This is a genomic window from Pseudomonas sp. FA117, assembly GCF_057370475.1.
The window spans coordinates 1,124,902-1,138,111 of record NZ_CM170675.1 but is presented as its reverse complement, the minus strand read 5'-3'; the positions used below and the strand labels follow the sequence as shown (position 1 = coordinate 1,138,111).

The following is a 13,210-nucleotide window of genomic DNA, read 5'->3' as shown; positions in this document are numbered from 1 at the left end:
AAAACCCCGCCGAAGCGGGGTCTCTGGCACAGCAGCGATCGTCAGATCGCGCCGCGCTGGCGCAGCACATCCAGCACTTGCTTGACGCCGTCTTCGACGCTGGTGCTCTGGGTGTCGATCACCAGGTCCGCATCCAGCGGCACGTCGAACGGGAAGCTTTCGCCCGGAATGTTGTCGCCACCGGCGGCATACAGGCCCTGCGGGTCACGCTCGCGGCAGGCCAGCGGCGAAGCCTGGACGTAGACGGTCACCAGGCGATCCTTGCCGATCAGCGCCTTGGCCTGTTCGCGGCCTTCGGCATCCGGGGCGACGAAGGCGGCGAGGGTCAGCAGCCCGGCCTCGTTGAACTGGCGCGCCACGTGAGCGGCGCGGCGCCAGTTTTCGGTACGACCGGCGCGGTCCTGTGGCAGGCCCTTGTTCAGGTCGTGGCGCAGGTTCTGGCCATCAAGCACATAGACCGCCCGGCCCATGTCGAACAGCTTGCGCTCCACGGCGTAGGCCAGGGTGCTCTTGCCTGCGCCCGAAAGACCGGCGAACAGCACGGTGGCCGGCTGCTGGCCGAAGCGCAGGGCACGCTCTTCGGTCGACACGTGGGCGAGCTTGCCGTGCTGGCCGGTACTACCGTGCGGCAGGACCGGCGGGGCGATGATCATGCCGGCGCCGACAGTGCCGTTGGTCAGGCGGTCGATGACGATGAAGGCGCCGGTGGTGCGGTTGCTGTCGTAGCCGTCGAGGGCGATGGCAGCGTCCAGCGACACCTTGACCCGGCCAATCTCGTTCAGCTGCAGCGAACTGGCGGCGCCCTGCTCCAGGGTGTTCACATCGACCTTGTGGGTGATGCTGGCAACCGAGCCCGGCACATAGCTGGTGGCGCGCTTGATGTCGTACTTCTTGCCCGGAAGCATTGGCTCCTCGGCCATCCACACCAGCATGGCGTCGAACTGGTCGGCCACCTGCGGCACGTTGTCGGCATGCACCAGCAGGTCGCCACGGGAGATGTCGATCTCGTCTTCCATGGTCAGGGTCACGGCCTGGCCTGGCCCGGCATTCTCCAGTTCACCTTCGTAGGTGACGATGGACTTGACCCGGCTGCTCTTGCCCGACGGCAGCACCACGATGTCGTCGCCCTTGTGCACCACGCCGCTGGCGATGGTACCGGCGAAGCCACGGAAGTTCAGGTTCGGGCGGTTGACGTACTGCACCGGGAAGCGCAGGTCGGTGACGTTGCGGTCAGCCGAAACCTCGACGGTCTCGAGGATCTCCATCAGCGCAGGGCCGGTGTACCACGGCGAACGCTCGCTGCGGTTGACCACGTTGTCGCCCTTGAGCGCCGACATCGGCACGAAGTGCAGGCTCGAAGGCTTGAGGTCGATGGCGTCGGCGAACTTCAGGTAATCGGCCTTGATCGACTCGAAGACCTGCTCGTCGAAGCCCTTGAGGTCCATCTTGTTGACCGCGACCACGATGTGCTTGATGCCCAGCAGCGAGGCGATGTAGCTGTGGCGGCGGGTCTGGGTCTGCACGCCGTAGCGGGCGTCGACCAGGATGATCGCCAGGTCGCAGGTCGAGGCGCCGGTCGCCATGTTGCGGGTGTACTGCTCGTGGCCCGGGGTGTCGGCGATGATGAACTTGCGCTTGGCGGTAGAGAAGTAGCGGTAGGCGACATCGATGGTGATGCCCTGCTCGCGCTCGGCCTGCAGGCCATCGACCAGCAGCGCCAGGTCGACTTCCTCGCCGGTGGTGCCGGACTTCTTCGAGTCACGGGTGATGGCCTCGAGGTGGTCCTCGTAGATCATCTTGGAGTCGTGCAGCAGGCGCCCGATCAGGGTGCTCTTGCCGTCATCCACGTTGCCGCAGGTGAGGAAACGCAGCAGTTCTTTGCGCTCGTGCTGAGCCAGATAAGCGAGGATGTCTTCGCTGATCAAATCGGATTGGTGCGACATGGAGTAACCCTGAAGTTAGAAGTAGCCCTGACGTTTCTTGTCTTCCATGGAGCCGGCGCCATCGTGGTCGATGACGCGGCCCTGACGCTCGGAAGTACGCGTCAGAAGCATTTCCTGAATGATGTCGGTCAGCGTTTCGGCCTCGGACTCGACAGCGCCCGTCAACGGGTAGCAGCCCAGGGTACGGAAACGCCCCTTCTTCTTGACGATACGCGCCTTCTCCTCGTCGCTCAGGTGCTCGAGGATGCGCTCGTCGTCGATCATGATCAGGGTGCCGTTCTTCTCGATGACTTCACGCTCGGCGGCGAAGTACAGCGGCACGATCGGGATGCCTTCGAGGTAGATGTACTGCCAGATGTCCAGCTCGGTCCAGTTCGACAGCGGGAAGACGCGGATCGACTCGCCCTTGTTGACCTTGCCGTTGTAGACGTTCCACAGCTCCGGGCGCTGGTTCTTCGGGTCCCAGCGGTGCTTGCTGTCGCGGAACGAGTAGACGCGCTCCTTGGCCCGCGACTTCTCTTCGTCGCGGCGCGCACCGCCGAAGGCGGCGTCGAAACCATGCTTGTCCAGCGCCTGCTTCAGGCCCTGGGTCTTCATGATGTCGGTGTGCTTGGAGCTACCGTGGGTGAAGGGGTTGATGCCCTGCGCCACACCCTCGGGGTTGACGTGGGTGATCAGCTCCAGGCCCATTTCCTCGACCATCTTGTCGCGGAAGCGGTACATCTCCTGGAATTTCCACTGGGTGTCGACGTGCATCACCGGAAACGGCAGCTTGCCCGGGAAAAAGGCCTTGCGCGCCAGGTGCAGCATCACGGCGGAGTCCTTGCCGATCGAGTACAGCATCACCGGGTTGTCGAACTCGGCGGCCACCTCGCGGATGATATGGATACTCTCCGCCTCCAGCTGTTTCAAGTGCGTCAGTTTGTCGACCATGGCTACTCACGAAAAACGATCTTATGGACGGCCAGCGGGCCGTGTTCGAGCGAGCCACTTTATCACAGCACCTGATTCTATTTAGGAGGGCTGCTAGATCGAAACGGTCTAATGATATGACTGGGGGTTTGAGCGCCGCACCTGCCTAGATCGGATTCGGGCAGTCGATGAACAGGTGCTCCAGGGCAAAGCGCTTGGCCAGGTAGTCGCCCAGTGCCTGCACCCCGTAGCGCTCGGTGGCATGGTGCCCGGCAGCGATGAAGCTGATGCCGTTCTCGCGCGCGCTGTGGTAGGTCTGCTCGGAAGCCTCGCCACTGATGAACAGGTCGACACCCGCGGCGATGGCGTTGTCGATGTAGCCCTGGCCGCCACCGGTGCACCAGCCGACGCGGCGAATCATCTCCTGGCCCTCCACCACCAGCGGTTCACGCCCCATGACCTCGCGCACGCGGCGCGCGAAATCGCTGGCCGACATGGGCTCGGCGAGCGAGCCGATGAGTCCGACCACTCGAGGGTTTTCAGGGTCCAGAGGCCCTTCGACGGTGATGTCGAGCTGGCGCGCCAGCTGCACGTTGTTGCCGACTTCAGGGTGCACGTCCAGCGGCAGGTGGAAGGCCAGCAGGCTGACGTCGTGCTTGAGCAGGGTCTTGATGCGCCGCTGCTTGATCCCGGTGATGCACGGGTTCTCGCCTTTCCAGAAGTAGCCATGGTGCACCAGCACCAGGTCGGCCTCGGCCTCGATCGCAGCATCGAGCAGCGCCTGGCTGGCGGTAACGCCACTGACGATGCGACTGACCTGCGGACGACCCTCGACCTGCAGGCCATTGGGGCAGTAATCCTGGATCTTGGCACTGGACAGGTAGCGCTCGGCTTCCTCGACCAGCGTGCTGAGGGCGACGGCCATGGAAAAATCTCCTTGTAATTCGGTGCTTCAACGGGCGCCAGGGCTCGTATACTGAGCGCCATTATGGGCTGTCGCCGGGTTCGGGGAAACCGGCGCCTGCGGGAGCGGCGGTTCGACCCCCGACTTGCCCGCGAAGGCTGCAGCGCAATCCATACCATCGCCGATCATCGAGGTGTATCATCGCGCGCGTTCGCGATTCGGCCCTCGCCCCATTTCCAGGATTCATTCGATGCTCAAGGCTTTGCGTTACTTTGGCTGGCCCCTGCTCACCGGCGTGCTGATCGCCGCACTGATCATCCAGCGCTTCCCGGAGTGGGTCGGTCTGCCCAGCCAGGACGTCAACCTGCAGCAGGCGCCGCAAACCTCGCGGATCATGCAGGGCCCGGTCAGCTATGCCGATGGCGTGACCCTCGCCGCACCGGCAGTGGCCAACCTGTACACCACCAAGGTGGTCAACAAGAACGCCCACCCGCTGTTCGAAGACCCGCAGTTCCGCCGCTTCTTCGGCGACAACCTGCCCAAGCAGCGACGCTGGGAGTCGAGCCTGGGCTCGGCGGTGATCATGAGCCGGGAAGGTTATCTGCTGACCAACAACCACGTCACCAGCGGCGCGGACCAGATCGTGGTGGCACTCAAGGACGGCCGCGAAACCCTGGCCCGGGTGATCGGCAGCGACCCGGAAACCGATCTCGCCGTGCTGAAGATCGACCTCAACAACCTGCCGGCCATCACCATCGGTCGCTCCGACAACATCCACATCGGCGACGTCTGCCTGGCCATCGGCAACCCCTTCGGCGTCGGCCAGACCGTGACCATGGGCATCATCAGCGCCACTGGCCGCAACCAGCTGGGGCTGAACAACTACGAAGACTTCATCCAGACCGACGCGGCGATCAACCCGGGCAACTCCGGGGGGGCGCTGGTCGATGCCAACGGCAACCTGATCGGCATCAACACCGCGATCTTCTCCAAGTCCGGCGGCTCGCAGGGCATCGGCTTCGCCATTCCGGCCAAGCTGGCGCTGGAGGTGATGAAGTCGATCGTCGAGCATGGCCAGGTGATCCGTGGCTGGCTGGGCATCGAGGTACAGCCGCTGAGCGAGGAACTGGCAGAGTCGTTCGGCATGCAGGGGCGCCCGGGCATCGTGGTCGCCGGCATTTTCCGCGACGGCCCGGCCCAGCGTGCGGGCCTGCAACTGGGCGATGTGATCATGAGCATCAATGGCGAGCCGGCCGGCGACGGCCGCAAGTCGATGAACCAGGTGGCGCGGATCAAACCAAGCGAGAAGATCAGCATCGAGGTGATGCGCAATGGCAAGCAGCTCAAGCTGATCGCCGAAGTCGGGCTACGGCCGCCACCGGCGCCGGTGGCGACCCAGGAAGAGAAGTAACAACGACATGGGGCCGCTTTGCGGCCCCAGTCACATCAATGCAGGATCTGGCTCAGGAACAATTTGGTCCGGTCGCTGCGCGGCCTGTCGAAGAAGTCGTCCGGCGAGGCCTGCTCGACGATCTCGCCCTTGTCCATGAAGATCACCCGGTTCGCCACGGTGCGGGCAAAGCCCATTTCGTGGGTCACGCAGAGCATGGTCATGCCGTCTTCGGCCAGGCCGACCATGGTGTCGAGCACTTCCTTGACCATCTCCGGATCGAGCGCCGAGGTCGGCTCGTCGAACAGCATGATCTTGGGCTTCATGCACAGCGCGCGGGCAATCGCCACCCGTTGCTGCTGGCCACCGGACAACTGCCCAGGGAACTTGTGCGCCTGCTCCGGGATGCGCACGCGCTCCAGATAATGCATGGCGATTTCCTCGGCCTTGCGCTTGGGCATCTTGCGCACCCACATCGGCGCCAGGGTGCAGTTCTCGAGGATGGTCAGGTGCGGAAACAGGTTGAAGTGCTGGAACACCATGCCGACTTCACGACGGATCGCCTCGATCTGCTTGAGGTCGTTGGTCAGCTCCACGCCATCGACGACGATGCGCCCCTGCTGGTGCTCTTCCAGCCGGTTCAGGCAGCGGATGGTCGTCGACTTGCCCGAGCCGGACGGCCCGCACAGGACGATGCGCTCGCCCTGGCGCACGTTCAGGTTGATATCCTTGAGCACATGGAACTGGCCATACCACTTGTTCACGCCCTGCATCTGGATGATGCCTTCGGGGCCGACGGGCTGTTTGATCGCTTCACTCATTTCGAAACTCCTAACGCTTGTGGCCAGTGTCCAGCTTGCGCTCCAGGTGCATGGAGTAGCGGGACATACCGAAACAGAAAATCCAGTAGACCAGGGCCGCAAACATGTAGCCCTCGGTCGCCATGCCCAGCCAGGCAGGGTCTGCCGTGGCCTGGCGGGTGCTGTTGAGCAGGTCGAACAGGCCGATGATGATCACCAGGCTGGTATCCTTGAACAGCGCGATGAAGGTGTTGACGATGCCCGGAATCACCAGCTTCAGGGCCTGCGGCAAGATCACCAGGCCCATGGCGCGCCAGTAGCCCAGCCCCATGGCCGCAGCCGCCTCGTACTGGCCCTTGGGGATCGCCTGCAGGCCGCCGCGCACCACCTCGGCGATGTAGGCCGACTCGAACAGGATCACGAAGATCATTGCCCGCAGCAGCTTGTCGAAGCTGGTGCCCTCGGGCATGAACAGCGGCAGCATCACCGAGGACATGAACAGCACGGTGATCAGCGGTATGCCGCGCCAGAACTCGATGAAGGTCACCGACACGGCCTTGACCACCGGCATCTTCGAACGCCGCCCCAGCGCCAGCAGGATGCCCAGCGGCAAGGCTGCAGCGATGCCGACGGTGGCGATGACCAGGGTCAGCATCAACCCACCCCATTGCGAGGTCGGCACCTGGGTCAGGCCGAAGCTGCCACCGTGCAGCAGCAGGTAGGCCAGGATCGGATACAGCACCAGGTAACCGATGCCATAAGGCACCTTGCGCGGGAAGCGGCGGATGAACAGCGGCGCTGCAGCAATCACGCCCAGCCACACGGTCAGGTCGACACGCCAGCGCAACTCGGTCGGGTAGTAGCCGTACATGAACTGGCCGAAGCGCTGCTGGATGAACACCCAGCAGGCGCCCTCCCTGGTGCAGTCGGCACGGGTGGTGCCGGTCCAGTTGGCGTCCAGGAAGGCCCACTGCACCAGTGCCGGTACGATCAGCCAGACCAGGTAGATCGCGAACAGCGTCAGCAGCGTGTTGATCCAGCTGGAGAACAGGTTGGCGCGCATCCACGCCAGTACGCCGACGGTCTTCACCGGTGGCGGCATATCAGGTTTGAAAACATGGGAAGTCATGCGCCTGTCCTCACCGCTCGATCAGCGCAATGCGCTTGTTGTACCAGTTCATCAGCAAGGAGATGCTGATGCTGATGGTCAGATACACCCCCATGGTGATCGCCATGACCTCGACCGACTGGCCGGTCTGGTTCAGCACCGTGCCGGCAAACAGCGACACCAGCTCCGGATAGCCGATGACCGCTGCCAGCGACGAGTTCTTCGTCAGGTTCAGGTACTGGCTGGTCAGCGGCGGGATGATCACCCGCATGGCCTGGGGAATGATGACCTTGCGCAGGGTCGGGCCTTCGCGCAGGCCCAGCGAGCGCGCCGCTTCGGTCTGGCCATGGCTGACCGAACGGATGCCGGCACGCACGATTTCGGCGATGAAGGCGGCGGTGTAGATCGACAGCGCCAGAGTCAGCGCGAGGAACTCGGGAATCAGCACCCAGCCGCCGACGAAGTTGAAGCCCTTGAGCTGCGGCACCTGCCACTGCAACGGGTTGCCGAACAGCAGCACGCAGATGCCCGGAATACCGATGAACAGCAGCAGCCCCACCCAGAACTTGTGGAACGGCTGGCCGGTTTCATCGAAGCGCTTGTTGGCGTAGCGCACCATCACCAGGATCGCCACCAACGCCAGCAGCACGGCCACGACGAACGGCCAGAAGCCTTCGGCGATGGACGCGCCAGGCATGTTCACGCCGCGGCTGCTGATGAAGAACAGGTCATCGATATTGATGCTGCCACGCGGCCCTGGCAGTGCGGTGAACACCGCAAAGTACCAGAACAGGATCTGCAGCAGCGGCGGAATGTTGCGGAAGGTCTCGACGTAGATGGCCGCCAGGCGGCTGATCACCCAGTTCGAGGACAGCCGGGCGACACCGACGACGAAGCCGAGCACGGTGGCGAGGACGATACCGATGACGCTCGCCAGCAGCGTGTTGAGCAAGCCGACCAGCAGTACCCGTGCATAGGTATCGGCCTCGGTGTAGCCGATCAGGTGCTGGGCAATGCCGAAGCCGGCGCTGCGCTCGAGAAAATCGAAGCCCGAGGTGATGCCCCGGTGCTGCATGTTGGTCTGGGTGTTGTGGATCAGGTACCAGCCCAGGCCGATCACGGCCGCGACCGTGATGATCTGGAACAGCCACGCGCGCACACGTGGATCGCTCAGGGATAACCCTTTCCGTGCGCCGATATGATTTTGCATGAAGTGCCCCGAAAAGAAGGGAGTCGAACGACCCGCGACGGCCGGATGCCGTCGCGGGGGGCAACCATCAGCGCACAGGCGGTGCGTACTGGATGCCGCCGTTGTTCCACAGGGCATTCAGGCCACGGTCGATTTCCAGCGGAGTGCTCTTGCCCAGGTTCTTCTCGAACACTTCACCGTAGTTGCCGACCTGCTTGACGACCTTCACCACCCAGTCCTTGGGCAGCTTCAGGTCCTTGCCGTACTCGCCGTCAGCGCCCAGCAGGCGGGCGACATCCGGGTTCTTGGTGGACTTGGCTTCGGCCTCGACGTTCTTCGAGGTCACGCCGGCTTCTTCGGCGTTGAGCATGGCGAAGAGCGTCCACTTGACGATGCTGAACCACTCTTCGTCGCCTTTGCGCACGACCGGGCCCAGAGGCTCCTTGGAGATGGTTTCCGGCAACACCACGTAGTCGGTCGGCGCAGCCAGCTTGGAGCGCTGTGCGTAGAGCTGCGACTTGTCGGAGGTCAGCACGTCGCAACGGCCGGACTCCAGCGACTTGGCGCTCTCGTCGGAGGTGTCGAAGGTGATCGGGGTGTACTTCAGGCCATTGGCACGGAAGTAGTCGGAGACGTTCAGTTCGGTGGTGGTACCGGCCTGGATGCAGATGGTCGCGCCATCGAGCTCCTTGGCGCTGGAGACGCCCAGCTTCTTGTTCACCAGGAAGCCTACACCGTCGTAGTAGGTGACACCGGCGAACACCAGGCCCATGCCGGCGTCACGCGAGCTGGTCCAGGTGGTGTTGCGCGACAGCACGTCGACTTCGCCGGACTGCAGCGCGGTGAAGCGCTCCTTGGCGTTGAGCTGGCTGAACTTGACCTTGGTGGCATCACCGAACACGGCGGCGGCCACGGCGCGGCAGACGTCGGCGTCGATGCCGACGATCTTGCCCTGGGCGTCAGGGACGGAGAAGCCCGGGAGGCCGTCGCTCACGCCACACTGGACGAAGCCTTTCTTCTGTACCGCATCGAGCGTGGCACCAGCCTGGGCAAGGTTCACGCTACCCAGGGCGGCGGCAGCGGTCAGGACTGCCAGCGTGGTTTTCAACATCTTCATCAACAACCTCCAAATGCTCTTGTTGTACGAGCCGGAATTGCACCGCACCCTTATGAGGCGCATCCGACCCTTGTTGGCTTGTTTTTGGGTCAATTGGCGCAATGGGCTGTTCTGTGACAGCCTTCCATCCACGTGGGCGGGTGTTACCGTGAAGGCCACCGCCCATCGCATCGGTACGGACGTAGCAAAGCGCGTACCACAGTTGCTGACTGAAGCGTTCAAGCACACGTCAAGAGGGTAAAGTTGTAGAGTTGCGACATCTTTTTATGGCACCAACCCTCGGCGCCTTCTTTTTACGCACTTAACAAGTTCATACGCACTTTTTCGGAGCAGTCATGACCAACCCGCTGATTCTCGAACCCCAGAAGACCGCCGATGCCTGTGTGATCTGGTTGCACGGCCTGGGTGCCGACCGTTACGACTTCCTACCGGTGGCCGAATTTCTCCAGGAACGCCTGCTCGGCACGCGTTTCATCATGCCCCAGGCACCGACCCGCCCGGTGACCATCAACGGCGGCTACGCCATGCCCAGCTGGTATGACATCAAGGCCATGAGCCCGGCCCGTGCCATCGACGAGGCGCAACTGGACGAATCGGCCGGGCAGGTCATCGAACTGATCAAGGCCGAACAGGCCAAGGGCATCGATCTTTCGCGGATCATTCTCGCCGGCTTCTCCCAGGGAGGCGCCGTGGTGCTGCACACCGCCTATATAAAGTGGCAGGAAGCGCTGGGCGGGGTGATCGCCCTGTCCACCTATGCCCCGACCTTCAGCGACAGCCACCAGCTCAGCGCCTGCCAGCAGCGCACCCCGGCCCTGTGCCTGCATGGCGTGCACGACCCGGTGGTGATCCCGTCGATGGGGCGCACGGCGTTCGAGTACCTCAACACCTGGGGCGTGGCCGCGCGCTGGCAGGAGTACCCGATGGAGCATGAAGTGGCAGTCGAGGAACTGAGCGATATTCACGACTGGCTGGCCAAGCGCCTGCAGTAAATCGACCTGCGCCTGTAGCCGCCGGCGCATTGGACTACACCCGGTACTACGCCGAGCCTGGATCTTGCATTACACTGCCCGGCGTACATTCCTTAACCAGTTGACGAGACGACCGTGCTCAAGGCACTCAAGAAAATATTCGGCAAGGGAGACGCCGCCCCGCAGGCCGTCGAGCCCGCTGCCCCCGTGATTGCACCCACGCCTGCCCCCGCTCCGGCCAGGCCCCCGAAACCGCCAAGAGCCAAGTCTGCCCCGCGCAGCCAGGCTACACCTGTCGCCAAGGCCGAACCCGTGCCCCAGGCCACCACGCCGGTTGAACAGCCGCCGCGGGAAAAACCCCGCCGTGAGCGCAAGCCCAAGCCCCAGGCCAGCCTGTGGAAACCCGAGGATTTCGTGGTCGAGCCGCAGGAAGGCAAGACCCGCTTCCACGACTTCAAGCTCTCCAACGAGCTGATGCACGCCATCCACGACCTGGGCTTCCCCTACTGCACGCCGATCCAGGCCCAGGTGCTGGGCTACACCCTGCGCGGCCAGGACGCCATCGGCCGCGCCCAGACCGGTACCGGCAAGACCGCTGCATTCCTGATCTCGATCATCTCGCAGCTGCAGCAGACCCCGCCGCCCAAGGAACGCTACATGGGCGAACCGCGTGCGCTGATCATCGCCCCGACCCGTGAACTGGTGGTACAGATCGCCAAGGATGCCGAGGCACTGACCAAGTACAGCGGCCTGAACGTGATGAGCTTCGTCGGTGGCATGGAGTACGACAAGCAGCTCAAGGCCCTGGAAAAACGCTACTGCGACATCCTGGTCGCCACCCCGGGCCGCCTGCTGGACTTCCAGCAACGCGGCGAGGTGCACCTGGACATGGTCGAAGTGATGGTGCTGGACGAAGCCGACCGCATGCTCGACATGGGCTTCATCCCGCAGGTGCGCCAGATCATCCGCCAGACCCCGCCCAAGAGCGAACGCCAGACCCTGCTGTTCTCCGCCACCTTCACCGACGATGTGATGAACCTGGCCAAGCAGTGGACCACCGACCCGGCCATCGTCGAGATCGAGCCGGAGAACGTCGCCAGCGAAACGGTCGAGCAGCACGTCTATGCGGTGGCCGGCAGCGACAAGTACAAGCTGCTGTACAACCTGGTCACGCAGAACAAGTGGGAACGGGTGATGGTCTTTGCCAACCGCAAGGATGAGGTCCGACGCATCGAGGAACGACTGGTGCGCGACGGCATCAACGCCGCCCAGCTGTCGGGCGACGTGCCCCAGCACAAGCGCATCCGCACCCTGGAAAGCTTCCGCGAAGGGCGCATCACCGTGCTGGTGGCCACCGACGTGGCCGGGCGCGGGATCCATATCGACGGCATCAGCCACGTGATCAACTTCACCCTGCCGGAAGACCCGGACGACTACGTGCACCGCATCGGCCGCACCGGCCGCGCAGGCACCAGCGGGGTATCGATCAGCTTCGCCGGCGAGGACGACTCCTACCAGTTGCCGGCGATCGAGGAACTGCTGGGGCGCAAGATCAAGTGCGAGATGCCGCCGGACGAATTGCTCACGGCAGTACCGCGCAAGCATCACTGATCGGTGCTGGATTCTTCACGGGCAAGTCGGGTCGCGAACCGGGGCAACGCCCCGGCCATCAAACAGAGGTTCTACCAGCGCCCGGCAGCATCCTCGTCGCTCTGCCTGCCTTCCACCCAGCGCGGCCCCTCCCGGGTGTTCTCCTTCTTCCAGAACGGCGCCCGGGTCTTCAAGTAATCCATGATGAAGTTGCAGGCATCGAACGCCGCCTGCCGGTGCGCGCTGGCAACGCCGACGAACACGATCGGCTCGCCCGGCTGCAACGCGCCGATGCGGTGCAGCACCTCGACCTTGAGCAACGGCCAGCGCTGTCCGGCCTCGACCACGATCTTGAGCAGGGCCTTCTCGGTCATCCCCGGGTAGTGCTCGAGAAACATTCCCGCCACCTCGCGACCGTCGTTGAAGTCGCGCACGTGACCGACGAACGCCACCACAGCCCCCACGCCGACATTCGCCGCGTGCATGGCATTGACCTCGGCGCCGGGATCGAACGCCGCCTGCTGTACCCGTACGCCCATGCTCAGCCCCCGGTCACCGGCGGGAAGAAGGCGACCTCGTCGCCCTCCTCGACCGGCTCGTCGAGCCGGCACAGTTCTTCGTTGCGCGCACACATCAGGTTCTGCTCGGCCAGTACGGCATAGGCGCCGCCCTTGACCAGCAGCGTCTGGCGCACGTCATCGAGCGTCGTGAAGTCCCCTTCCACGTGCTCGCCGTCGACACCGAGCGCCTCGCGGTAGCGGGCAAAGTACAGGGCCTTGATCTTCATCAGCCCTCCACCTTGTAGTGACCGCTCTTGCCGCCGAGCTTCTCCAGCAGGCGCACCTGCTCGATGACCATGCCCTTGTCCACGGCCTTGCACATGTCGTAGATCGTCAGCGCCGCGACACTGGCAGCAGTCAGTGCTTCCATCTCCACACCGGTCTGCCCGGCCAGCTTGCAGCGGGCGACGACAAGCACCGCATCCTCGCCGTCGGCGGTCAGTTCCACCTTGACGCTGGTAAGCATCAGCGGGTGGCACAGCGGGATCAGGTCGCTGGTCTTCTTCGCCGCCTGGATGCCGGCGATGCGCGCTACCGCGAACACGTCACCCTTGGGGTGCTCGCCATCGACGATCATGCGCAGCGTGGCGGGCAACATGCGCACCCGCGCCTCGGCGATCGCCTCGCGTGCGGTCACGGCTTTTTCAGTGACGTCGACCATGTTGGCGCGCCCCTGGGAATCGAGATGAGTCAGCACTGCTCTGCTCCTGTGAAGGGAATGCAGAG

The 13,210-nt window shown here is 63.8% G+C and carries 13 protein-coding genes; 3 read left to right on the top strand and 10 right to left on the bottom strand.

Annotated elements, in window-relative coordinates; all coding sequences use genetic code 11:
* Positions 1–41 precede the first annotated feature (41 nt).
* The 3 genes from cysN to AC1TXO_RS05310 all read right to left on the bottom strand — a co-directional run bounded on the left by cysN (position 42) and on the right by AC1TXO_RS05310 (position 3,780).
* Positions 42–1,943 carry a sulfate adenylyltransferase subunit CysN gene (cysN, locus tag AC1TXO_RS05320; RefSeq protein ID WP_486405354.1) on the bottom strand — a complete coding sequence of 634 codons (1,902 nt, stop codon included), beginning with the start codon at positions 1,941–1,943 and terminating at the stop codon, positions 42–44.
* Positions 1,944–1,958: 15 nt separating this feature from the next.
* Positions 1,959–2,876, bottom strand: a complete 918-nt coding sequence (gene cysD, locus AC1TXO_RS05315) for a sulfate adenylyltransferase subunit CysD (RefSeq protein WP_486405353.1) — start codon at positions 2,874–2,876, stop codon at positions 1,959–1,961.
* Between the two features lie 145 nt (positions 2,877–3,021).
* Complete coding sequence (locus tag AC1TXO_RS05310; RefSeq protein WP_486405352.1) at positions 3,022–3,780, bottom strand: Nif3-like dinuclear metal center hexameric protein; 759 nt, start codon at positions 3,778–3,780, stop codon at positions 3,022–3,024.
* Between the two features lie 229 nt (positions 3,781–4,009).
* Between AC1TXO_RS05310 and algW the strand changes: the two genes are divergently transcribed.
* On the top strand, positions 4,010–5,170 hold the full coding sequence (gene algW / locus AC1TXO_RS05305; RefSeq protein WP_486405351.1) for a Do family serine endopeptidase AlgW: 1,161 nt from the start codon (positions 4,010–4,012) through the stop codon (positions 5,168–5,170).
* 35 nt (positions 5,171–5,205) lie between these two features.
* Here the strand turns inward: algW and AC1TXO_RS05300 are convergent, their stop codons facing one another.
* The 4 genes from AC1TXO_RS05300 to AC1TXO_RS05285 form a co-directional block, all read right to left on the bottom strand.
* Positions 5,206–5,970, bottom strand: a complete 765-nt coding sequence (locus AC1TXO_RS05300; protein WP_486405350.1) for an amino acid ABC transporter ATP-binding protein — start codon at positions 5,968–5,970, stop codon at positions 5,206–5,208.
* Positions 5,971–5,980: 10 nt separating this feature from the next.
* Positions 5,981–7,078, bottom strand: a complete 1,098-nt coding sequence (locus AC1TXO_RS05295) for an amino acid ABC transporter permease (protein ID WP_486405349.1) — start codon at positions 7,076–7,078, stop codon at positions 5,981–5,983.
* A gap of 10 nt (positions 7,079–7,088) precedes the next feature.
* Positions 7,089–8,267: an amino acid ABC transporter permease gene (locus AC1TXO_RS05290; RefSeq protein WP_486405348.1), complete on the bottom strand. Its 1,179-nt coding sequence runs from the start codon at positions 8,265–8,267 to the stop codon at positions 7,089–7,091.
* A 67-nt stretch (positions 8,268–8,334) separates the two neighbouring features.
* On the bottom strand, positions 8,335–9,363 hold the full coding sequence (locus AC1TXO_RS05285; RefSeq protein ID WP_486405347.1) for an amino acid ABC transporter substrate-binding protein: 1,029 nt from the start codon (positions 9,361–9,363) through the stop codon (positions 8,335–8,337).
* 335 nt (positions 9,364–9,698) lie between these two features.
* Between AC1TXO_RS05285 and AC1TXO_RS05280 the strand changes: the two genes are divergently transcribed.
* Together AC1TXO_RS05280 and rhlB are read left to right on the top strand one after the other, a co-directional pair.
* A complete protein-coding gene (locus tag AC1TXO_RS05280; RefSeq protein ID WP_486405346.1) occupies positions 9,699–10,355 on the top strand; it encodes an alpha/beta hydrolase in 657 nt (218 codons plus the stop codon).
* 114 nt (positions 10,356–10,469) lie between these two features.
* Positions 10,470–11,945, top strand: coding sequence for an ATP-dependent RNA helicase RhlB (rhlB, locus tag AC1TXO_RS05275; RefSeq protein WP_486405345.1), 1,476 nt, complete (start codon positions 10,470–10,472; stop codon positions 11,943–11,945).
* Between the two features lie 71 nt (positions 11,946–12,016).
* Here the strand turns inward: rhlB and moaE are convergent, their stop codons facing one another.
* The 3 genes from moaE to moaC are packed head-to-tail and all read right to left on the bottom strand — an operon-like array spanning position 12,017 to position 13,181.
* On the bottom strand, positions 12,017–12,463 hold the full coding sequence (moaE, locus tag AC1TXO_RS05270; protein WP_486405344.1) for a molybdopterin synthase catalytic subunit MoaE: 447 nt from the start codon (positions 12,461–12,463) through the stop codon (positions 12,017–12,019).
* A gap of 2 nt (positions 12,464–12,465) precedes the next feature.
* Complete coding sequence (gene moaD, locus AC1TXO_RS05265; RefSeq protein ID WP_486405343.1) at positions 12,466–12,711, bottom strand: molybdopterin converting factor subunit 1; 246 nt, start codon at positions 12,709–12,711, stop codon at positions 12,466–12,468.
* On the bottom strand, positions 12,711–13,181 hold the full coding sequence (gene moaC, locus AC1TXO_RS05260) for a cyclic pyranopterin monophosphate synthase MoaC (RefSeq protein WP_486405342.1): 471 nt from the start codon (positions 13,179–13,181) through the stop codon (positions 12,711–12,713). The genes moaD and moaC overlap by 1 nt, the downstream gene beginning before the upstream one ends.
* Between the last annotated feature and the right edge of the window lie 29 nt (positions 13,182–13,210).

Excerpts from the sequence above, each read along its gene's own strand:
- cysN (WP_486405354.1), bottom strand. The coding sequence starts at position 1,943 with ATGTCGCACCAATCCGATTTGATCAGCGAAGACATCCTCGCTTATCTG.
- cysD (WP_486405353.1), bottom strand. The coding sequence starts at position 2,876 with ATGGTCGACAAACTGACGCACTTGAAACAGCTGGAGGCGGAGAGTATC.
- AC1TXO_RS05310 (WP_486405352.1), bottom strand. The coding sequence starts at position 3,780 with ATGGCCGTCGCCCTCAGCACGCTGGTCGAGGAAGCCGAGCGCTACCTG.
- algW (WP_486405351.1), top strand. The coding sequence starts at position 4,010 with ATGCTCAAGGCTTTGCGTTACTTTGGCTGGCCCCTGCTCACCGGCGTG.
- AC1TXO_RS05300 (WP_486405350.1), bottom strand. The coding sequence starts at position 5,970 with ATGAGTGAAGCGATCAAACAGCCCGTCGGCCCCGAAGGCATCATCCAG.
- AC1TXO_RS05295 (WP_486405349.1), bottom strand. The coding sequence starts at position 7,078 with ATGACTTCCCATGTTTTCAAACCTGATATGCCGCCACCGGTGAAGACC.
- AC1TXO_RS05290 (WP_486405348.1), bottom strand. The coding sequence starts at position 8,267 with ATGCAAAATCATATCGGCGCACGGAAAGGGTTATCCCTGAGCGATCCA.
- AC1TXO_RS05285 (WP_486405347.1), bottom strand. The coding sequence starts at position 9,363 with ATGAAGATGTTGAAAACCACGCTGGCAGTCCTGACCGCTGCCGCCGCC.
- AC1TXO_RS05280 (WP_486405346.1), top strand. The coding sequence starts at position 9,699 with ATGACCAACCCGCTGATTCTCGAACCCCAGAAGACCGCCGATGCCTGT.
- moaE (WP_486405344.1), bottom strand. The coding sequence starts at position 12,463 with ATGGGCGTACGGGTACAGCAGGCGGCGTTCGATCCCGGCGCCGAGGTC.
- moaD (WP_486405343.1), bottom strand. The coding sequence starts at position 12,711 with ATGAAGATCAAGGCCCTGTACTTTGCCCGCTACCGCGAGGCGCTCGGT.